Source organism: Neorhizobium fuzhouense (assembly GCF_042611105.1).
Classification (GTDB): domain Bacteria; phylum Pseudomonadota; class Alphaproteobacteria; order Rhizobiales; family Rhizobiaceae; genus Neorhizobium; species Neorhizobium galegae_A.
In genome coordinates, this window is sequence record NZ_JBHFFP010000008.1 from 100006 (window position 1) to 120316 (window position 20311).

General features: G+C 63.4%; 19 protein-coding genes. 6 read left to right on the plus strand and 13 right to left on the minus strand.

The annotated features are described in order from the left end of the window. Window positions 1-174 precede the first annotated feature (174 nt). Genes ACEXP3_RS15400 through ACEXP3_RS15415 form a run of 4 tightly spaced genes read left to right on the plus strand, consistent with a single transcriptional unit; the run spans window position 175 to window position 4392 of the window. Entirely contained in the window at window positions 175-1164 is a 990-nt protein-coding gene (locus ACEXP3_RS15400; RefSeq protein WP_377298068.1) for an ABC transporter ATP-binding protein, read from the plus strand. Further along, window positions 1161-2114 carry an ABC transporter permease gene (locus tag ACEXP3_RS15405; RefSeq protein WP_377298069.1) on the plus strand — a complete coding sequence of 318 codons (954 nt, stop codon included), beginning with the start codon at window positions 1161-1163 and terminating at the stop codon, window positions 2112-2114. The genes ACEXP3_RS15400 and ACEXP3_RS15405 overlap by 4 nt, the downstream gene beginning before the upstream one ends. Next, window positions 2104-2919: an ABC transporter permease gene (locus tag ACEXP3_RS15410; protein ID WP_377298070.1), complete on the plus strand. Its 816-nt coding sequence runs from the start codon at window positions 2104-2106 to the stop codon at window positions 2917-2919. Before ACEXP3_RS15405 ends, ACEXP3_RS15410 begins: the two co-directional genes overlap by 11 nt. Before the next feature lie 48 nt (window positions 2920-2967). Next, complete coding sequence (locus tag ACEXP3_RS15415) at window positions 2968-4392, plus strand: gamma-aminobutyraldehyde dehydrogenase (protein WP_377298071.1); 1425 nt, start codon at window positions 2968-2970, stop codon at window positions 4390-4392. A gap of 81 nt (window positions 4393-4473) precedes the next feature. On the opposite strand, the gene ACEXP3_RS15420 is transcribed toward ACEXP3_RS15415, so the two are convergent. The 3 genes from ACEXP3_RS15420 to pobA all read right to left on the minus strand — a co-directional run bounded on the left by ACEXP3_RS15420 (window position 4474) and on the right by pobA (window position 8095). Next, window positions 4474-5709 carry an MFS transporter gene (locus ACEXP3_RS15420; RefSeq protein WP_377298072.1) on the minus strand — a complete coding sequence of 412 codons (1236 nt, stop codon included), beginning with the start codon at window positions 5707-5709 and terminating at the stop codon, window positions 4474-4476. A gap of 8 nt (window positions 5710-5717) precedes the next feature. Further along, complete coding sequence (locus tag ACEXP3_RS15425) at window positions 5718-6767, minus strand: NAD(P)-dependent alcohol dehydrogenase (protein ID WP_377298073.1); 1050 nt, start codon at window positions 6765-6767, stop codon at window positions 5718-5720. A gap of 158 nt (window positions 6768-6925) precedes the next feature. Further along, the gene (pobA, locus tag ACEXP3_RS15430) at window positions 6926-8095 is read right to left on the minus strand and encodes a 4-hydroxybenzoate 3-monooxygenase (protein WP_377298074.1); all 1170 of its coding nucleotides are present in this window, start codon (window positions 8093-8095) and stop codon (window positions 6926-6928) included. Window positions 8096-8216: 121 nt separating this feature from the next. Here pobA and ACEXP3_RS15435 point away from each other — a divergent pair, with 121 nt between their 5' ends. Both ACEXP3_RS15435 and ACEXP3_RS15440 read left to right on the plus strand, forming a co-directional pair. After that, window positions 8217-9110, plus strand: a complete 894-nt coding sequence (locus ACEXP3_RS15435) for a helix-turn-helix domain-containing protein (RefSeq protein ID WP_377298075.1) — start codon at window positions 8217-8219, stop codon at window positions 9108-9110. 36 nt (window positions 9111-9146) lie between these two features. Continuing rightward, window positions 9147-9485 (plus strand): hypothetical protein, encoded by a 339-nt coding sequence (locus ACEXP3_RS15440; RefSeq protein ID WP_377298076.1) that lies wholly within the window; start codon window positions 9147-9149, stop codon window positions 9483-9485. Window positions 9486-9488: 3 nt separating this feature from the next. Here the strand turns inward: ACEXP3_RS15440 and ACEXP3_RS15445 are convergent, their stop codons facing one another. From ACEXP3_RS15445 to ACEXP3_RS15490, 10 genes are read right to left on the minus strand one after another with little or no spacing between them, the layout of a single operon-like run. Then, window positions 9489-9905: a hypothetical protein gene (locus tag ACEXP3_RS15445; RefSeq protein ID WP_377298077.1), complete on the minus strand. Its 417-nt coding sequence runs from the start codon at window positions 9903-9905 to the stop codon at window positions 9489-9491. A gap of 12 nt (window positions 9906-9917) precedes the next feature. Continuing rightward, window positions 9918-10772 carry a TIGR02587 family membrane protein gene (locus ACEXP3_RS15450; RefSeq protein ID WP_377298078.1) on the minus strand — a complete coding sequence of 285 codons (855 nt, stop codon included), beginning with the start codon at window positions 10770-10772 and terminating at the stop codon, window positions 9918-9920. 6 nt (window positions 10773-10778) lie between these two features. After that, window positions 10779-11543 (minus strand): TIGR04290 family methyltransferase, encoded by a 765-nt coding sequence (locus tag ACEXP3_RS15455; RefSeq protein WP_377298079.1) that lies wholly within the window; start codon window positions 11541-11543, stop codon window positions 10779-10781. A gap of 3 nt (window positions 11544-11546) precedes the next feature. Then, entirely contained in the window at window positions 11547-12596 is a 1050-nt protein-coding gene (locus tag ACEXP3_RS15460; RefSeq protein WP_377298080.1) for a UDP-glucuronic acid decarboxylase family protein, read from the minus strand. Between the two features lie 17 nt (window positions 12597-12613). Further along, window positions 12614-13735: a CgeB family protein gene (locus ACEXP3_RS15465; protein ID WP_377298081.1), complete on the minus strand. Its 1122-nt coding sequence runs from the start codon at window positions 13733-13735 to the stop codon at window positions 12614-12616. Further along, on the minus strand, window positions 13732-14820 hold the full coding sequence (locus tag ACEXP3_RS15470) for a CgeB family protein (RefSeq protein WP_377298082.1): 1089 nt from the start codon (window positions 14818-14820) through the stop codon (window positions 13732-13734). Before ACEXP3_RS15470 ends, ACEXP3_RS15465 begins: the two co-directional genes overlap by 4 nt. Further along, window positions 14817-15947 carry a CgeB family protein gene (locus ACEXP3_RS15475; RefSeq protein WP_377298083.1) on the minus strand — a complete coding sequence of 377 codons (1131 nt, stop codon included), beginning with the start codon at window positions 15945-15947 and terminating at the stop codon, window positions 14817-14819. Before ACEXP3_RS15475 ends, ACEXP3_RS15470 begins: the two co-directional genes overlap by 4 nt. A 2-nt stretch (window positions 15948-15949) precedes the next feature. Further along, on the minus strand, window positions 15950-17065 hold the full coding sequence (locus tag ACEXP3_RS15480; RefSeq protein ID WP_377298084.1) for a glycosyltransferase family 4 protein: 1116 nt from the start codon (window positions 17063-17065) through the stop codon (window positions 15950-15952). Next, complete coding sequence (locus ACEXP3_RS15485) at window positions 17062-19092, minus strand: NAD-dependent epimerase/dehydratase family protein (RefSeq protein WP_377298085.1); 2031 nt, start codon at window positions 19090-19092, stop codon at window positions 17062-17064. The genes ACEXP3_RS15480 and ACEXP3_RS15485 overlap by 4 nt, the downstream gene beginning before the upstream one ends. Continuing rightward, window positions 19089-20198 carry an NAD-dependent epimerase/dehydratase family protein gene (locus ACEXP3_RS15490; protein ID WP_377298086.1) on the minus strand — a complete coding sequence of 370 codons (1110 nt, stop codon included), beginning with the start codon at window positions 20196-20198 and terminating at the stop codon, window positions 19089-19091. The genes ACEXP3_RS15485 and ACEXP3_RS15490 overlap by 4 nt, the downstream gene beginning before the upstream one ends. Between the last annotated feature and the right edge of the window lie 113 nt (window positions 20199-20311).

Consider the following 20311-nt stretch of genomic DNA (forward strand, 5'->3'; position numbering starts at 1 on the left):
ATGCCCGCCAGCCTCTTCCCGTCAACGGGAGGAGGCACCCTGCCCTGACGCCTCCGCGCCCGATGTCGACGCTGAGCGCCGCTGGAGAGGCCGGCGCGCAACGCCGTCTCTTCGTCGGGGGGCGGACGGCGGCGGAGGTCGGGCAAAGGATCCGCAAACAGAACTGGAGCTTCCATGACCGCAGCCGTTTCCTTTTCCGGCGTCTCGCGCCATTTCGGCAAGGTCCAGGCCGTCGATCGGGTGGATCTTGTCGTCGAGCCGGGCGAGTTCTTCGCCATGCTCGGCCCGTCCGGTTCCGGCAAGACCACCTGTCTGCGCCTGATTGCCGGTTTCGAGCAGCCCGATAGCGGCCATATCGAGATTTTTGACGAGACCGCCGAGGGCGTGCCGCCCTATCGCCGCAACGTCAACACCGTCTTCCAGGACTATGCGCTGTTTCCGCACTTCAGCATTCTCGACAATGTCGCCTATGGCCTGATGGTCAAGGGCATCGGCAAGGCCGAGCGTCACCGGCAGGCTGAGGAGGCGCTGGAACTGGTGAAACTGCCGGATTACGGGGCGAGAAAGCCCGGCCAGCTCTCCGGCGGCCAGCGCCAGCGCGTCGCCCTTGCCCGCGCGCTCGTCAACCGTCCGCGCGTTCTCCTCCTCGATGAACCGCTCGGCGCGCTGGACCTCAAGCTGCGCGAAAGCATGCAGGAGGAGCTGAAAAGCCTGCAGCGCAGCCTGGGCATTACCTTCATCTTCGTCACGCATGACCAGGGGGAAGCGCTGTCCATGGCCGACCGCGTGGCGGTGTTCAACAAGGGCCGGATCGTCCAGGCCGGCACGCCGCAGGAGATCTACAATCGTCCGAAGACGCGTTTCGTGGCGGATTTCGTCGGCTCCTCCAATGTCATCGATCCGGACGTCATGCGGCACTTCGGCGGCGAGGCGCGCTGTGCAAGCCTGCGCCCGGAAGCCATATCTCTGGTGCGCGAGGGGGGCGTCCGTGCCCATGTGCGCTCGGCCGCCTTTCTCGGCGCCGCGACCCGCCTTGGCGTCACGGCAGGTGATGTCAGCCTCAGCGTGATGCTGCCGGCCGGCCAGCCGGTGCCGGAACAAGGCACGGAAGTCGGGCTCACCTGGGCGCCCGGCGATGTGCATTACATGGACGATGCGGCATGACCGAAGCGTTTTCTCAAGGCGTCATCAGCGCGCGGCGCGCGGGCCTCTCGCGCCGCCTTTCGGATCTCTTCTGGCGGCGGCCGCAGCTTCTGCTCATCCTGATGCTGACCCCGCCGCTTCTCTGGCTCGGCATCATCTATGTCGGATCGCTTCTGGCGCTTCTGGCGCAGAGCTTCTTTGCCATCGACGATTTTTCCGGTCTGGTGACCTATGAGCTGACGCTGGACACCTATCGGCAGCTGCTGAACCCGGCCAATCTCGACATCATCCTGCGCACGCTCGTGATGGCGGTCGCGGTCACGGTGGCCTCGGCCTTCATCGCCTTCCCGATCGCCTATTACGCGGCGCGTTATGCGAAGGGCCGCTGGAAAGCCTTCTTCTATCTCGGCGTGATGATGCCGCTCTGGTCGAGCTATCTGGTCAAGGTCTATGCCTGGAAGCTGATTCTGGCCAAGGAAGGCATCCTCACCTGGATCTTTGCCAGGCTACACCTCTCCTCTCTTCTGGACAGCGTGCTGGCACTGCCGGTGATCGGCGGCAATTCGCTCTCGGTCAGCTACATCGGCACCTTCATCGTCTTCGTCTATATCTGGCTGCCCTACATGATCCTGCCGACGCAGGCGGCACTCGAGCGGGTGCCGAAGACGCTGGTGGAAGCCTCTGGCGACCTCGGTGCCACGCCGCGCCAGACGTTTTTCACCGTCCTTCTGCCGCTTGCGCTGCCGGGACTGGTGGCCGGATCGATCTTCACCTTCTCGCTGACGCTTGGCGATTACATCATTCCGCAGATCATCGGATCGTCGCGCCTGTTCATCGGCCAGGCCGTCTATGCGCAGCAGGGAACGGCCGGCAATGTGCCGCTGGCGGCGGCCTTTTCCGTGGTGCCCATCGTCATCATGGGCATCTATCTGGCGATAGCCAAACGCATGGGAGCTTTCGATGCGCTCTGATACAGAAGCCACGGCAAGCTGGCCGCTGAAGATTGCCGCCGGCGCCGGCATCGCCTTCCTGCATCTGCCGATCCTGCTCATCTTCGTCTATGCCTTCACCACGGAAGAAAAAAGCTTCCAGTGGCCGCCGCCGGGCCTGACGCTCAACTGGTTTTCGGTGGCCTGGAACCGGCCCGACGTGTGGCAGGCGCTTTCCCTTTCGGTGAAGGTCGCAAGCGTTGCGACCGCGATTGCACTTCTCCTCGGCACGCTTGCCGCAGCGGCCGTCTCGCAGACCCGTTTCTTTGGCCGCGAGGCGATTTCGCTCCTGGTCATCCTGCCGATTGCGCTTCCCGGCATCATCACCGGCATTGCGCTGCGGTCGGCCTTTTCGCTGGCCGATATTCCCTATTCGCTCTGGACGATCATTCTCGGCCACGGCACCTTTTGCGTCGTGGTCGTCTACAACAATGCAGTCGCCCGGTTCCGGCGCACATCCGGCTCGCTGATCGAGGCCTCGATGGATCTGGGCGCCGACGGGTTCCAGACCTTCCGCCACATCATCCTGCCCAATATCGCAACGGCGCTTCTGGCCGGCGGCATGCTGGCCTTTGCGCTCTCCTTCGATGAGGTGATCGTGACGACCTTTACCGGCGGCCAGCAAGCCACCCTGCCGATCTGGATGCTGCAGGAACTGATCCGCCCGCGCCAGCGCCCGGTGACCAATGTGGTGGCCGTCGTGGTGGTGCTGGTCACCTTCCTGCCCATCCTTGCCGCCTATTACCTGACCCGCGACACCGACGAGATTGCCGGCAGCGGGAAATGACGGGACAGTCTGCGTCACTATCAACACCATACAAAAAGGGAGCGCATCATGAACACGGACATGCTGATCGGGGCATCCTTCGTCGCAGGCACGGAGGTGGAGGAAAAGATCCTCAACCCGCGCACCGGGCAAACCATTCTGGAGCTGCCGGAGGCCTCGCTGACGCAGATCGATGCGGCTGTCGATGCGGCCGAAAAGGCCTTCGATCGCTTTGCCACCACGACGCCTGCCGAGCGTTCGGCCTATCTTCTGGCCATCGCCGACGCCATCGAGCGGGATGCCGACGCCTTTGCAGCGCTTGAAGCGCTCAATTGCGGCAAGCCGATCCATGCGGTGCGCAATGACGAAATTCCAGCGGTGGTGGATTGCTACCGTTTCTTTGCCGGCGCGATCCGCACGCTGCAGGCGCCGGTCTCGGGCGAATATCTGCCGGGGCACACGTCGATGATCCGCCGCGATCCGGTCGGCATCATCGGCTCGATCGCGCCATGGAACTATCCGCTGATGATGATGGCCTGGAAGCTGGCACCGGCTCTTGCCGGTGGCAATACGGTGGTGTTCAAGCCCTCCGAACAGACGCCGCTGACCGCGCTCAAAATGGCAAAACTTCTGGCCGAGATTCTTCCGGAAGGCGTGGTGAACGTTGTTCTGGGACGGGGAGAAAGTGCCGGCAACGCGCTGATCAACCACCCGAAGATCAACATGGTGTCGATCACCGGCGATATTGCGACGGGCAAGAAAGTGCTGGTCGCAGCCTCGAAGACCGTCAAGCGCACGCATCTGGAACTCGGCGGCAAGGCGCCGGTCATCATCTATGACGATGCCGACATCGAGGCCGCCGTCGCAGCCATCCGCACCTTCGGCTACTACAATGCCGGCCAGGACTGCACGGCTGCCTGCCGCATCTATGCCGCCGACAAGATTTACGACAAGTTCGTCGCCGATCTCTCAAGCGCGGTTTCCACCATCCGCTACAATCTGGGCGATGACACCCAGAACGAGATCGGCCCGCTGATTTCCAAGCGCCAGCGCGACCGGGTGGAAAGTTTTGTGGCGCGTGCGGCCGAACACAGCCATATCGAGGTGGTGACCGGCGGGACGGTGGCGAGCGAGAACGGCTTCTACTATGCGCCGACCGTGGTGGCCGGCGCCACGCAGGACGATGAAATCGTGCGCCGGGAAGTGTTTGGCCCGGTCGTGTCCGTCACCCGCTTCAAGGAGCAGGAGGAGGCGGTCAGATGGGCCAATGACAGCGATTACGGCCTTGCCTCATCCGTCTGGACCAAGGACATTTCCCGCGCCATGACCACTGCCACGCGGCTGCGCTACGGCTGCACCTGGATCAACACGCATTTCATGCTGTGCAACGAGATGCCCCATGGCGGCTTGAAGCAGTCCGGCTACGGCAAGGATCTCTCGCTCTACGCGCTTGAAGATTATACGGCCGTCCGCCATCTGATGATTGCGCACTGAGCCACAGCGCTGAAGGATGTCGCCCGGTGGGCGGCATCCCCGGATGATCGACCAACCCAGGCCGATGGCAATCGCCAGGGGTCAGCCCCGGCGATTTCCCCGTTGTTCCAGCAGGAACAGCACCACGCCCAGTACCCCGAGCAGGCTGCCGAAGGCGGCGGTGCCGGTCCAGCCGGCGGCGTGATAGGTGAGCGTGCCGAGCGTCGAGCCGATGGCGCCGCCGATGAAGGCAGAGGTCATGTAGATGGCGTTGAGGCGGCCGCGCTTTTCCGGCGCGATGGCAAAGATGATGCGCTGGCTGACGATCTGGTTGGCCTGTACGCCGGCATCGATGAGGACGGCGCAGACCCCGAGAAGAACCAGGGCACCGGCGGCGACTGCATAGCCGCTGGCTGCAAAGAAGGCGGCAAGTCCGACCATGGCCGTCAGCGACAGAAGCCGTCCGAGGCCGCGATCGGCAAGCCGCCCGACGATGGGGGCGGCAAGCGCGCCGCCGGCGCCGGCAAGCGCAAAGAGGCCGATCTGGTGCTGGCCAAGGCCGAAGCGCTCGGACAGCGCAAACGGAATGGCCGTCCAGAACAGGTTGAAGGCGCAGAACACGATGGCCTGGTAGAGCGAGCGCCAGCGCAGAACCGGCGTCTCCCGGATGAGGCTTCCCATGGAGCCCAGGATCTGCGGATAGGTCATGCCGCTTTGCGGCTGCTGGCGCGGCATCATGCGGGCAAGCGACAGGCCGATCACCGCCATGAGGGCGGCTGATACGAAGAAAATGGCGCGCCAGCCAAAGCTTGCGGCGACAAACAGCGAAACCGGCCGCGCCAGCATGATGCCGGTGAGGACCGCTGCCATGACATTGCCAACGACGCGGCCGCGCCGCGCAATCGGCACCCGGTGGGCGATGAAGGGGATCAGCACCTGCGCGCCAGTGGAGCAGACACCGATGAGGAAGGAGGCCAGCACGAAGGGCAGAACGGTGTTTGAGAGCCCCATGGCGACAAGGCCGAGCATGGTGATGGTCAGCGTGATCAGCACCAGCCGCTTGTTTTCGACGAGATCGGCAAGCGACACGAGGAAGAACAGGCCGACGCCATAGCCGATCTGGGTGACGGAGGTAAGCGCGCCGGCAAGATCGGCATTGATGCCGAGATCGGCGGCAATCTCGCTCACCAGCGGCTGGGCGTAATAGATATTGGCGACGAGCGAGCCCGCCGCCAATCCGATGACGGAGATCAACGCCGCCGAAGGGGCCTCGGGCTCCGCCTCCACCGTTTTGGGGCGGGGCGACATCCCGTTCAAACCTTCGGAGCGTTGGTCCATCATCTGTTTCAGGCCTTCGGCAGCGTTGCCATGTCGATCACGAAGCGGTAGCGCACGTCGCTCTTGATGACGCGCTCATAGGCTTCGTTGATGTCCTTGATGTCGATCAGTTCGATTTCCGGCAAGATGTCGTGCTTTCCGCAAAAGTCTAGCATCTCCTGCGTTTCCTTGATCGAGCCGATCATGGAGCCGGCAAGTGTGCGACGCCCACCGATCAGCGCGAAGGCATGAACCGGCACCGGATTTTCCGGAACGCCGAGCAGGACCATCGTGCCATCGACCTTCAGGAGCGACAGATAGGCGTTCCAGTCGATCCCGGCACTGACGGTGCACAGGATGAGATCGAAGGTGCCGGCCAAAGTCTTGAAGGTTTCGGCGTCCGAGGTCGCGTAATAGGCCTTGGCGCCAAAGGCAAGGCCGTCATCCTTCTTCGACAGGCTCTGCGAGAGCACGGTGACATCGGCGCCCATGGCCGCACCGATCTTGACGCCCATATGGCCAAGGCCGCCCATGCCGATGACGGCGACCTTCTTGCCGGGGCCGGCCTTCCAGTGGGCAAGCGGCGAATAGAGCGTAATGCCGGCGCACAGCAGCGGCGCTGCCCGATCCAGCGGCAGGTTGTCCGGGATGGACAGGACATAGCCTTCCTTGACCACCATGCTATCGGAGTAACCGCCATAGGTCGGCGTCGTGCCGTCGGCTTCATAGGCATTGTAAGTGCCGACAAGACCCGGCTGATACTGTTCGGTGTCCAGGTCGCGGCTGGCGCAATGGACGCAGGAATCGACAAAGCAGCCGACGCCGACGTGATCGCCGACCTTGAAGCGGGTAACGCCCGAGCCAACCGCGGTCACGATGCCGGCGACCTCATGGCCCGGAACCATCGGATAGATCGAGCCGCCCCATTCGTTGCGGGCCTGGTGGATATCCGAGTGGCAGACACCGCAATATTTGATGGAGATGACGACATCGTCCTCGCGTGGCTCGCGGCGTTCGAAGGTGAACGGTTCGAGCGGCTTGGACGCATCCGTTGCCGCATAGCCTCGTGCAATAGCCATGGTGATGACCTTTCGGTAGAAGTGATCTCAGTCGTTGAAACGACAACGGCTCCACAGGGCGGGAGCCGTTGTCCTTCATAACGCCCGGGCGCGTCATTCGGTTTGTTTGATCCACCGGAATTCTTGCACGATCCTCCGGCAGTCGTGCCACCGTCCCCTCAGTAGGGCAGGCCGACGTAATTTTCCGCCATGGCGGTGGAGGCGGCCGTGGAATGGGTAAGATAATCCAGCTCTGCCTCCTGGATCTTCTGGCCGAATTCCAGGGTGTCGGGAAAGCGGTGCATCAGCGTCGTCATCGACCAGGAGAAGCGCACGGACTTCCATACCCGCTTCAGCGCGCGCTTAGAATAGACATCGATGCCGGCGGATGATCCTTCGCCATAGTGTTCGCGCAGGCCTTCAAACAGATAGAAGACGTCGCTCGCGGCAAGGTTCAGCCCCTTGGCGCCGGTCGGTGGCACGATATGGGCGGCATCGCCGACGAGGAACAGGCGCCCGAAGCGCATCGGTTCGGCGACGAAGGAGCGCAGCGGCGCGATCGACTTTTCAAACGACGGGCCCGTTACCATCGCCTCGGCATGTTCCGCCGGAAGCCGGCGGCGCAACTCGTCGAAGAAGCGTTCGTCCGACCAGTTCTCGACCTTGTCGGTCAGTTCGCATTGCACATAATACCGGCTGCGGGTGGGCGAGCGCATGGAGCAGAGCGCAAAGCCGCGCGGATGGTTGGCATAGATCAGCTCATGGCTGACGGGCGGAATTTCGGCGAGAACGCCGAGCCAGCCAAAGGGGTAGATTTTCTCGAAATTCTGGATGGCATTCTCCGGCACGGCCTTGCGGCTTGCGCCATGAAAGCCGTCGCAACCGGCGATGAAGTCGCAGTCGATGCGATGGGTCACGCCATCCATCTCATAGGTGACGTAAGGGGCGGCGCCATCAAAATCGTGTGGCTGGACATTATGCGCGTCGTAGAGGGTGACGGCGCCTGAGGCCTCGCGTGCCTCCATGAGGTCACGCGTCACTTCCGTCTGGCCATAGACCATGACCTTCTTGCCGGTGAGGCCGTAAAGGTCGATGCGATGATCGCGCCCGTCAAAGGCGAGCGAGAAACCATCATGCGGCAGGCCTTCGGCATGCATGCGCCGGCCGGCGCCCGCCTCGTCGATCAGCCCGACCGTTCCCCATTCCAGAACGCCGGCGCGCACGCGGCCCAGGATATAATCCTTGCCCACCCGGTCGAGGATGATGTTGTCGATGCCGGCCTTCGTCAGAAGCTGTCCGAGCAGAAGACCGGAGGGTCCGGAGCCGATGATGAGAACCTGAGTACGCATTGCTGAATTCCTCCCGAATTTGCATTTGTCAGGAGAATTGCCCGCGCAAGGGCCCTCAAACAATGGACATTCCCGGCGCGTTCTGGAACAAATCGAACATTGCGAGGGGAGGTGCAAGCGCGTGTCCACGATCCCGACCTACCGGCTCTATGGCGAGCAGCCCGCCGATCCGCGCGAGTTTTGGGTGCATTGCGAAACGATCGTCTCGCGCAGCAGCGGATATCGCTTCGAAATCGGCCTTCATCGGCATGAGAGTTTTCTGCAGTTCTTGTACATTCGAAACGGGTCCGGCGATGCCCTCCTGCCCTCGGGCACGGTAGTGCTGAAGCCGCCCTGCGTGATTGCCGTGCCGCCCGGCCCGGTTCACGGCTTCCGCTTTTCGCAGGATATCGACGGGCTGGTTCTGACGCTGGTGCCGGAGCGCATGGGCGCGGATCTGGCGGGCCCGCAGAACCCGCTGTCGGATGCCATGGTGATTGCGCTTTCGCCGGAAAGCGCCGATACGGCCTATCTGGAAGCCACCTTTTTTCGCATCGCCGCCGAATACGAGGCGCAGCGCCCGGCCCGGGACGAACTCCTGGAAGCCCATGTCGCAACCGTCATCCTGATGCTGGGGCGGCTGCTTGCGCCATCGCCGCGCGATTCGGTGCCGGATCTTGCCTTGAGACGGGTGCGGGCGCTGAAGGAGCTGATCCTGTCGCATCACCGCGAGCAACTGACTGTCGAGACCTATGCGCGCATGCTCGGCATTACCTCCACCCATCTCAACCGCGTGGTGAAGGAGGTGACCGGCAAGACGGCGCATGACCTGATCATGGACCGGTCGATCGAAGAGGCGCGTCGTGCGCTGGTCTTTACCGGCCACAGCATCCAGCACATCGCTGAAAGTCTCGGCTATTCCGATCCCGCCTACTTTTCCCGCTGCTTTCGTCGCTGCACCGGGCAGACGCCGCGCGGCTTTCGCGACGAGGAACGCCAGCGCCTAAGGAACAAAGACGAGCACGCTTCGGTTTAAGCTGCAGATCCCTTTGACCGAAACGGAGAATGTCCGATGAGCGAACACCTACAGGAAGCCTCCAGCAACGGAACGCTGGAAGTCGGCGGCGGCCAGTCGAATGTCGGCTACAAGCTTGTCGCCACCCGAGAGCATGATGAGGCCGTGCGCGTGAAGATTTCCGTCATGGCGCCGCGCGACTGGCTGCTGAAGCAGGGCTTCAAGCATGACGCGACGCTGGTGCGCAAGGGCGGTGCAAGGCTTCCAATCATCTTCGACGGCACGCTCGACGTGGGCGACAATATTTCCGTCGAGCTCGACGCCAGCGATACCATCTGCCCGTCGATCGATGAGGCGCGCAAGACATTTCCCGAGCTTGGCCTGATGGCCGGCTGAGCCTCAGGGCTCGGCAAAACCCGTCGGCCGGACCGTCAGCGTTCCGGCGGCGGGATCGCCTTCAAACAGCAGCCCGCCTTTGGTGCTGGAATGGGCCGGCGCATAATCGAACGTCACGTCCGACCTCTCCGGCTCCGCCCCTTCGCGCCGCAAAACACCTTCCACTCTGACGGCGGCGGCGGTGGAATCCGAGCGGTTGGCCAGTTCGAAATCGACGCGGAAATAGCGCCCGGCCTTTTCGATGCCCGTGATCTCGATGTCTAGCTGCGGCGGCGGGCTTTCCTGCATGATCGCCTCGCGCGCCATCCAGGCGATCAGGACGACGATCAGGAGGGCCGAGACGAGCCCGACCAGCCATTCGATGGCGCCGGGCGTCTGCTGTTCGCGGTGGCTGTGATCCTTGCGGCTGGTAATGGTCACGTGGTCGCTTCCTTATAAAACCAGCCGGGCCGATGCGGCGCCAACGGCGCCCGGGAAATTGAGCACGACCATCGACATCATCACCTGGGTCCAGCCCGTGTCGTCGAGACGGCCGAACGTCCACAGCACGTAGAGGCTGATCAGTGACGTTACGACATAGCCCGGCAGCGTGAAGCGCACGAGCGCATGCCAGTTCGGCGTCTTCTCATCCAGCTGGTGCGTTCCGCGAAAGGCGACCGCATAGACGAAGCCGTGCATGAGCGCGATGGAGACGAGAATGGCGGCCAGGCTGTGCCATGGGGTCATCTTGTAGGAAATGAGAATGATTTCTTCCGTCGGCGCCACGTTGAGGCCGAGAAACAACGCTCCGATGCCCATCATGAAGAGCTCGCCGAAATAGCCCGTGGTAAGCTCGGGTTCCGGCTCCTCGTCCCCTTCCTCGTCTTCATCCGGATCCGATCCACCGAGCTGCGAGCGGCCGAGCATGGCGCCGATGCTCGCCGGCACCGATTGCAGCGCCACCTTGCCCAGCCACTCATTGGCCGGCATGTCGACCGTGAGGATGCCGAGAAGCGACAGCACGGCCGCGCTGGTGACGATGCCGAGCCCATAGGCGATAGTTGCATCGCGCACGGCCTCGCGCAGGGTAAAGGTGCGTTCAAAGCCGATGCGATGCGCAAGCACCACGAGAAGCGGGATATTGACGAGAAGCAGAAGCAGAAGTCGCTGGCGCGACATGCTGAAGCCCAGGAACCAGAGTTCCATGGTCATCAGCATGGGAATGCCGAAAATCAGTGCGCCCGCAGCACCCCGCAGCAGGCCGATGGTAAATTTCTGCGTGGGCGATCCGGACACGGACAGTTGCATAAGGGCTCACTGGGTCGATGGGATGAGCGGCGCTGGCTCCACGGCGTAATGTCGGTCAGATTTTTGTAAAAGGTAGACCTCCCGTTCCGGATGTTCGACGATTTTAAATCCCGACGAGCGCAGCATCGCCTCCATGGCGGCTGTATTGGGAATGAACCAGTTGCTCGGATCGCCGGCATAGCGCTCTTCCACGAAGAACAGCTTTGGAAAATCCGGCCTGTCGAACACGCCCCATTCGCTGAAGTCGTAATTTTCCGCAAGATCCGGAACGCGCTCGTCGCCGCGCTGCAGGCACTGAAACAGCATCTGGTCGCCAACTGCATGCTCCCATAAGAGATCGAGCGCCAGAAGCGGATGGCGCAAATGGTAGAAGACGCCCATGAAGATCACGAGATCGAAACGCTGTCCGAGACGTGCCACGTCATAGACCGACATCTGCTGGAATTGAATGTCGAGGCCCGACTGTTCCGCGGCAAAGCGCGCCTGCGCCAGATAGTGCGGATCGCTGTCGACACCTACGACGCGGCCGGCATTGCGCCGTTTCATTTCCAGCGAATAGAAGCCGGCATTGCAGCCGACGTCCAGCACGCTGCGCCCCTCCAGATCCTCCGGCAGAACATGGGAAAAACCCTTCCACTTGAAGGCCGGGTAATCGCCGAGAAAATGGTCCGGCGCCGTCTTGATGCCGCCGATCTCCATGTTGTGGAACCACGGCCCCAGTTCTTCGATCCGCCGGCGGATTTCCGCCGACGGCGCGCGTCTTGCATCCATCGGTCAGGCTCCAAGGCTCAAGGGTGCATCTGTCCGCGGCCGTGATGGGACGATCGGCGGCAGTCCGGCGCGGCGGCGGATCTCCGGAGGCATGGTGGAGGAAAACCAGTCCACCGTCTGGCGCAGGCCCTCTGCCAGTGCCACGCGCGGCTCCCAGCCGAGCAGTTCCTTGGCCCGGTCGATATCGGGACGCCGGCGCTGCGGATCATCCATCGGCAGCGGGTGGTGAACGATGCGCGAGCGCGTCGGCACCATGGCCAACACCATGTCGGCCAGTTCGTTGATGGTGAACTCGCCGGGATTGCCGATATTGACCGGCTGGCCGGGATTGGGGTTCACCTCCATCAGCTTGACGAGGCCCGCCACCAGATCACTCACGAAGCAGAAGGAGCGGGTCTGCTCGCCTGTGCCATAGATGGTGAGCGGCTCGCCCGAGAGCGCCTGCACGACGAGGTTGGAGACGATGCGGCCATCGTCTGGCGCCATGCGCGGGCCATAGGTGTTGAAGATGCGCACGACCCGCGCATCGACGCGGCCGGCGCGCAGCATGTCGAAGCACAGGGCTTCGGCGGCGCGCTTGCCCTCGTCATAGCAGGCGCGCGGGCCGGTGCAGCTGACATTGCCGCGATAATCCTCGCGCTGAGGATGCTCTTCCGGATCGCCGTAGACCTCGCTGGTCGAGGCCTGCAGGAAGGAGGCGCCGTTCGCCTGCGCAATCGCCAGAAGATTGCCGGTGCCCACCACGCAGGTCATCATGGTGTGGACGGGATCGGCCTGATAGGCCGGCGGAGAGGCGGCGCAGGCGAGATTGTAGATCTCCTCCACCGGCTCATCGATCACCTTCAGGTCACAGATATCCTTCTCGATCATCCGGAAATTCGGATGGTTCTTCAGCGGCCGGATATTGGCCTCCGAGCCGGTCAGATAGCAGTCGACGGCGATCACCCGGCACCCCTTGGCCAGCAGCGCATCGCAAAGATGGGAACCGACAAAGCCGGCACCTCCAGCCACCAGGACCGTCTTCGATTGTCCGCGTTCTGTTCGTTGCAGCATTCTGGTTTCCTCTCTCCTCATGCCGAAATTTTTTCTGGCGCACGATCAGCGCTCGACCTCGTGGACGCAGGCAGTGCCCGCAGCGCGGCTGCGAGTTCGCGCGCGCGCGCAACACCGGTGTGGCCTTCCAGAACCCGGGTCCGGGCAGCCTCTGCAATGGCAAGGCGCCGGCCCTCGTCCATGCCGGACAGGGCTGCGATGACATCCTCGCTGTCGCGGGCAATCAGCAGCGCCTCGCCATCCGGCAAAAGATCCGAAAGCCCCGGCCATTCGTCGCTGATGATGGGCGAAGCGCAGGCTGCTGCCTCAAACAGCCGCACGCTCGGCGACCAGCCGGCCGCAACCATGTCGGCGCGGGTGACGTTCAGCGTAAACCGCTGGCGGCTGTAGAACGAGGCATGTTCGGTCGGCGGCAGATGGTCGATGCGCTCGACATTGTCCGGCCACTCTATGGTGTCGGGATATTGCGGGCCGGCGACGACAAACCGCATCTGCGGCAAGCGCCGGGCCGGCTCGATCAGCAGTTTTTCAAGCGTCGGCTGCCGGTCGGGGCTATAGGTGCCGAGATAGCCGAGATCCCAGACGGGTGCCTCGCGGGTCGGGCCATAGCGGTCGGCGTCCACCGAGCAATACAGCGGCAGCGCCTTCTTCGCCCCGAACCGCCGTTCCAGCTGGGTAAGTATCGGGCCACCGGTAAAGGAAAAATAGGCGTCGAACAGCGGGATCTGCCGTTTTGCCAGAAATTCCTCCTCGCCGCGCTCCAGCATGGAAAGCGTAACGGGCGTGTCGATGTCATAGAAGCCGAGGAGTTTCGGCTGGAGCGCCACGACCTTGTCGATCAGTTCCCGGCCGGAGGGGACATAGGAGCCGATGATCACGGCATCGGCTTTTCTGATGCGCGCGCCGTACTGCGCAAGCATGGCGTCGATATCGCTGTAATAGATGAGCTCGCAGAAGTCGGGCTCGGGCAGGTCGCGGTGGTCCGCATACCAGGGCACGTCGCGCTCCAGAAACAGCACCCGGTGGCCTTCTGCGCCAAGCCCGCGCAACAGGGCACGGTAGGTGGTGGCGTGGCCATTGCCCCAGGAGGAGGAGAACGCAAGGCCGAGAATGACGATATCCAGCGGTTTCGTGCTCATTCGGCAGCCTCCAGTCGTGCGGCATGGCGCTTGAAGATGCGGTCGGCATCTTCGGCGCGGTGGCTATAGGTGTGTTCGGCCAGAACGCGCGCCAGCGCGGCGCGGCCGATGGCGGTGGCCCGTTCCGGCGTGAGAGCGGCCATGATCTCGGCGACATCCTGTCCGTCGCGGGCGACCAGCACTTCCGCATCCGGTTTCAGGAAGAGATCGATGCCCTCCCAGTGATCGGTGATCAGGCAGGCGCCGGCGCCGGCTGCCTCAAACACGCGGGTCGCCGGTGAAAATCCGTTCTGCGCCATGCTCTCGCGCGAAATGTTGAGCACTGCCTTCGGCGTCACGTTGAAGGCGTTGTGGTCGCGCGTCGGCACATGGCCGACGGCGCGGATATTGCCGGCCATCGGCTTTCCCTCCCAGCCGGAGCCGCCGAGCAGAAAGCGCTCGCGCGGCAAACCGGAGGCTGGCTCCAGGAAGAAATGCTCGACACGGGCTTCCCGGTCCGGCAGGCGGTTGCCGAGAAAGCCGAGATCGGCGGCAAAGCGCGGATCGGGCGCCACCGGATGATGGGTGTCCGGGTCAAGCGCGTTGTAGATCGGCACGCAGTCTTTCGCGCCAAGAGCGCGATAGGCCGACACGACCGGATCGCCGCCGCCGTAGGTCAGCACCATGTCGAGGTTCGCAAGCGCGGCATGCAGCGGATGCGACGGGTCGGCCTTCAACTCGCCAAGCGTTGCCGGGGCATCCACATCCCAGAAGATCTTGAGCGCGTCGGGCCGGGCATGACGCAGGATTTCAGACAGGAGAAGATTGTCCTCAAAGCCGACGCCGCTTGCCTTGACGACGATATCGGCCTTACCCGCCTCTGCCGTCACCCGTTTCAGCGCCTCCACGGTTCCGTCATAGACGACGACGCGGGCCCAGTCCGGCGGGTCCATGTCGCGGTTCTTCTGGCGGTCATAGACGTCTGGCTCGTAAAAGGTGATGTCGTAGCCCTTGAGCGAGAGCGCCCGCAGCAGGCCGCGATAATAGGTGGCGGCGCCGTTCCAGTAGGCGGAAACGAGGCTTGATCCGTAAAAGGCGATTTTCATGCGGCGGTCTCCTGGGTCTTGAGCGCGGCGCGGACATCGGTGGTGCCGTGGTCGGCAAGGATGATGAGGAGTTCATCGACGCGGTGGCGGCAGGTGTGGCGCGCCGTGATCGTCTCAAGGCCCGCCGCCACCAGTTCTTCGGCGAGATCCGGATCGGTGAGAACTTGGCGCATCGCCGCCTTCATCTCATTGCCATCGGCCACGGTCAGAAAATCACGGCCCGGACGAAACAGCTGCTCGGCATCGTCCCAAGGTGCGGAAATCAGCGGGATGCCGCAGGAGAGCGCCTCGAACACCCGGATCGTCGGGATGCCGGGCAGGCTTTCGACGTAAGGGCGGCGCGGGATATGCACTGTCATGCGGTGGCGGGCGAATGCCTGCGGTGCATCGGCATTGGCGATCCAGCCGCCATAGGCGATGCCGGCCGCCTTCAATTCGGCAAGCGCGTGATCGGGATATCGCACGCCGCGCACGGTGGCGGAGAGCTTCAGGTCACGGGCCGGGGCGATCAGGAATTCGGAAATTTCCGCGGACCGCTCGCCATCGCCCCAATTGCCGACCCAGATCAGGTCGCCGGTCTTTTCCACTTCCGGCATGGGGCGAAAGATCGTGTCATCGGCGGCCTCATGCCAGGTAAACACCTGCTCGCCCCAACCGGCCTTCAGATAGCGTTCCCGCAGCGTCTCGCCAAACGCCAGCACCAGATCGTAATTGCCAAGGCTCAAGCCGGCGATATCGCCGGCTGCCGACACGGCACGGTGGTGCGTGTCATGGAAGATCAGCGTGAAGCGTCCGCCACGGCGGCGGGCCTTGCCGATCCGCTCGACAAGAGCCGGATCCGTCCATTCGTGAACCACCACCACGTCGGCACCGTCGACGGCGGTCTCATGGTCGAAATCCTCGCCATAAACCTCGGATGTGAGATCGGGAAAAGTCTCGTGGAAAGCGGCAATCGGTGCCTCGCCCTGGTCCCTCACGAGGTTTTCACGGCTCCAGGAGGCTTCCGGCTCGAGAGCCCGCGTGTCGTGTCCGCGCCGTTTGAGATCGCGCATGACGCCGCGCAGAAAATGCGCATTGCCATGGTTCCAGTCGGAGACGAGAGAATGGGTGTAAAACAGAAACTTCATGTCTACTCCGCAGTGGCGGCCAGGGGGACTGAGAGGGGTGTCGCAAGACCCGCATCGCCATAGATGCGGCTCATGGCGTCCACCTGCCGTTCAAGGGTGAAATGACGCGAAAGTTCGCGGGCATGACGGGAAAGGGATGAGCGCAGATCCGGTTCCGCAATCAGCCGGTTGATCCCACGGGCAAAGCCTTGCGCATCGCCCGGATCGGCAAATAGCGCCGCACCATCCCAGAGCTCGCGATAGGTCGGGATATCGGAGAGGACGAGTGCTGCCCCAAGACGTGCCGCCTCCAGCGCCGCCAGCCCAAATGGCTCGTAGATGGACGGAGAGACGAAAATGGCGGCCCGGCTTATCTCATCCATGGTGGCGGCATGGCCCAGTTCATCGAGGGCGTCGGCATGGGTGAGTGTAATGCCGTCGCCGCCTGGCGACCGGGTGGCGCCGGCCATCCGCACCGGCCAGTGCACGGTCTTTGCCGCCTCGTTGAGAACGCTGCCGTTCTTGCCCTCGTCCCACCAGCGGCCGGCAGCAAATACGACGTCTTGCCGGGGCTCGGCGCGCGGCTGAAGGTCACTGCCGTTATAGACCACCGACAGCTTCGTCATCACGCCATAGGCGCGGTCCAGCATGTGGCCCTGCGCGCGGCTCGGAACCACCACCGCATCGGCTGCGGCATAGCCTTGCGCATTCAGCCGGCGATGAAACTGCCAGTCGGCCGGCACGTCGGATCCACGCACGGCGGCAAACCAGGTGACGACGCAGGAATGCGACACGACGACCACCGGCACATCCGTGGCAAGCCCGGCCGCCTGCGAGGGCAGGTTGAGATGAAGGAGATCGACGCCATGGCGATCGGCGAGTTCCCCGATGAGGCGCGGCACGGCACCAAGCTCGGCCTCGCTCGTCGCCATCCAGTCGAGCGGTGCATTAAGCCAGACCAGCTGCCCGATGCCTGCCGCTTCCCTTTGCCTGTCGTCACCGGGCGGTGGGCCGAAACCCGCCAGAACGACCTCGATCCCCTGTTCTGAAAGTCCCTTCGCCAGGTCCATGCCATAGCGCCAGACGCCGCCGACGGCATCGATGGTCATCAGGATTTTACGCGGCGCGGCTGTCCTCATGCTCTCACCCGCAAATCGCGAAGCGCGGAGGACTCGTCTGTGAAGCGATGGGTCCGCAGCCAGTCGGCCAGATGCTGAAGCCCGCTTCTCCAGCGCATCCGTGCCTGCCAGCCCAGGCGATCGGCGAGCTTGCGGGTATCGGCCACGAAAAACAGCTGGTCGCCGGCGCGCCACTCGCCAAAGCCCGTCTCCAGGGGGCGGCCGGTGAGCTTTTCGATCTCGCGCAGAACGGCCAGAATGCTGACGCAGTTCTGCGGGCCGCCGCCGAGGTTGAACACTTCGCCCTTCACCCGTCCGATGGCCGCATGCACGGCCCGGTAGGCGCCGACCGCATCGTCCACATGCAGGATGTCGCGCACCTGGCGTCCGTCGCCATAGATCGAGACGCCCTCGCCTTTCAGCGCCTGGATGAGGAAATGCGCGACCCAGCCCTGGTCCTCCGTGCCGAACTGGCGCGGCCCGTAAATGCAGCTCATGCGCAGCACGGCTGTCGGGATGTCGAAGGATTTGGCGTAATCGAGCACATACTGGTCGGCCACGCCCTTGGAGCAGCCATAGGGGGTGCAGAAGGAGAGCGGCCGATCCTCGCCGATGCCGAATTCTCGCACGCCTGCGTCCGCCGGCACATAGCGATCGTCCATCGGCAGCATTTCAAGATCTTCCAGCGCGCCATAAACCTTGTTGGTGCTGGCGAAGATGACCGGCGCCTTGCGGCCCGCCTTGCGTACAGCCTCCAGAACGTTGATCGTGCCGCGGGCATTGGCTTCGAAATCATCGAGCGGCGATACGAGGCTCGTCGTCACGGCCGTCTGGGCAGCGAGGTGAAAGACGGCCTTGGCATCGGCAAAGGCCGCCTCGATGCCTCGCAGATCGCGCACGTCGGCGAGGACCGGATGCACTTTGGCGCCATGGTGCTGTTTCAGCCATTCGAGGTTCTGGTCGACGCCGGCGCGGGCGAGATTGTCGAGAACGATGACATCCTCGCCGTCAGCCAGAAAACTCTCGGCAAGATTGGAGCCGATAAAGCCGCTGCCGCCGGTAATCACGATCGGTGCGGCCCCGGAGGCCAGGTTGGGGCTTGCGAGCCTTGCCACATCCTGCAGCCGCTCGATGCCACCCTCCATCAGCAGGCGAGCGAGAAGCTTTGGCTGGTTCTCGTGGGTCACCATGCCCAGATGATAATGGCGCGGATCAAACCACAGGCCTTCCTGCACCGCGACGTTCGGGGGCACGTCGGCGAAGGAATACCAGTAGAGCCGGTCGGCCGGCACCTGCAGCGCCTTCATGAAGCGGCGCGCCTGTTCCATCTCGTCATTGCGCCAGGTGGAATAGCCCGTTTCGGTAATCCAGATCTGCGCATCCGGGTTGTGCCGGTTAAGGATCGAGCGCATTTCGCCCAGATGCATGTCCCAGCCGCCCCAGCTGCCTTCCTCGCTGTCCCAGGTGCCGGGAAAGCCGTGGAAGCCGACGGCATCGACCACGGAGAGCACGCCGCGCTCGCCCATCAGATCGAGCCACATCGGATCGAAAGGGCACGGGCCGCCGAGCACCGGTTTCCAGCCGCGCTGCTTTGCCCAATAGGCGGCGCCGCCCACCATTTCGCAGAACAGATTGAAATCGGCGTCTTCGCGCCAGTCCCAGTCGAGCAGGTTATTGGGTTCGTTCCACAGCTCGACATGCCGGAAGTGCCGGCCGTAGCGCGTCAGCACATGATCGACGAAATCGGCATAGTCCTTCAGCACCACCGGCGCGCCGTTCGAACGGCCCGTGCGCGACAGTGACGGCGGCGTGTAGTGAAGGCACGGGAGGAGGTCGATTTCCTCTCCGAGCTTCGGGATCAGCCAGTCGAACCATTCCTCGCCGCCCGGCGCGAGGTATTCGGCCCAGGAGAGATGGGTGCGCAGGTAGCTCGCGCCGCTTTTCAGGATATCGGGCAGCAGGCGTTCGGTCCGCTCGAACTCACCCGGGCGGAACCATTCGACGAAGCCGAACTCCCCCGTGGCAGACTTAGCCGCTGTTGACGTCATGATACCAGCCCCCGCTGTTCGAGCTGGCGCTTCATTTCCGCGCCGCGGTCGATGGCGCCGGTTACGCGCACCCATTCGGCAAGCTCGCCGAGCGTGCTTTCCAGCCTGTGTTCCGGCTCAAAGCCCAGAAGCTCGCGCGCCTTGGAAATATCGGCAAAGCAATTGCGGATATCACCGGAGCGGGCCTTGTTCATGATATCCGGCTGAAGCTCGGGCGCGCCCATCGCCTCGGCCAGCAGGGAGGCGACCTCCGCCACCGAGTAGGATTGGCCGCTGCCGACATTGATCACATGGCCGGCGGCGGACTGCTTTTCGAGGGCGAGCCGGAAGGCGCGCGCCACATCGCGCACATGGACGAAATCGCGCCTTTGCTGGCCGTCCTCGAAAATCATCGGCGACTGGCCATTGGCGATGCGCGAGGCGAAATTGGCAAGCACGCCCGTATAGGGGTTGGACAAGGCCTGGCCGGGGCCGAACACGTTGAACAGGCGGAGCGCCACCGCATCGACCCCGTAGGCCTCGCCCCAGATCAGCACGGCGCGTTCCTGCACATATTTCGTCAGTGCGTAGATGGAGGCCAGATCGACGGGCTTCTCCTCGTCCGTCGGCGCCGGCGTCAGCGCCTCGCCGTTCGGCCCCTGCGCTTCCCACTGGCCGGCCTTGATACGGGCTGCCTTGCGGCGCACCTGTCCAAGCCGCGTTCCATCCGCGGTGCGGTAGAGGCCTTCGCCGTAAACGCTCATGGAGGAGGCAACGACGATGCGCCGCACGGGGCCACCGATCATGGCCTCCAGAAGAACGGCGGTGCCGAGATCGTTGCCACCCACATAGCGGGCGATTTCGTACATCGACTGGCCGACGCCCACTTCGGCGGCGAGATGCAGCACCGCATCGACACCGGCAAGCGCCGCGTCCACCGTCTGTCGGTCGCAGACATTGCCTTCGATGAACTCAACGCCGTCCGGAACTGCCACGCTTCCATCGCCATGCACCTGGTCGATCAGGGCATCGAGGATGCGGACCTGATAGCCGGACGCCAACAATTCCTGGGTAACATAGCGGCCGATGAAGCCGCAGCCGCCGGTGATGAGGACCTTCTGAGACACGGAGTTTTCACCTGATCGTTAGAGGGTTGATGCTGCTGCTTTCGAGGGCTGAACAAGCGGAACATGCGATAGTTCCAACGCTAAATTTCCCTTTTGTGCGAGGGTGCTAGGCG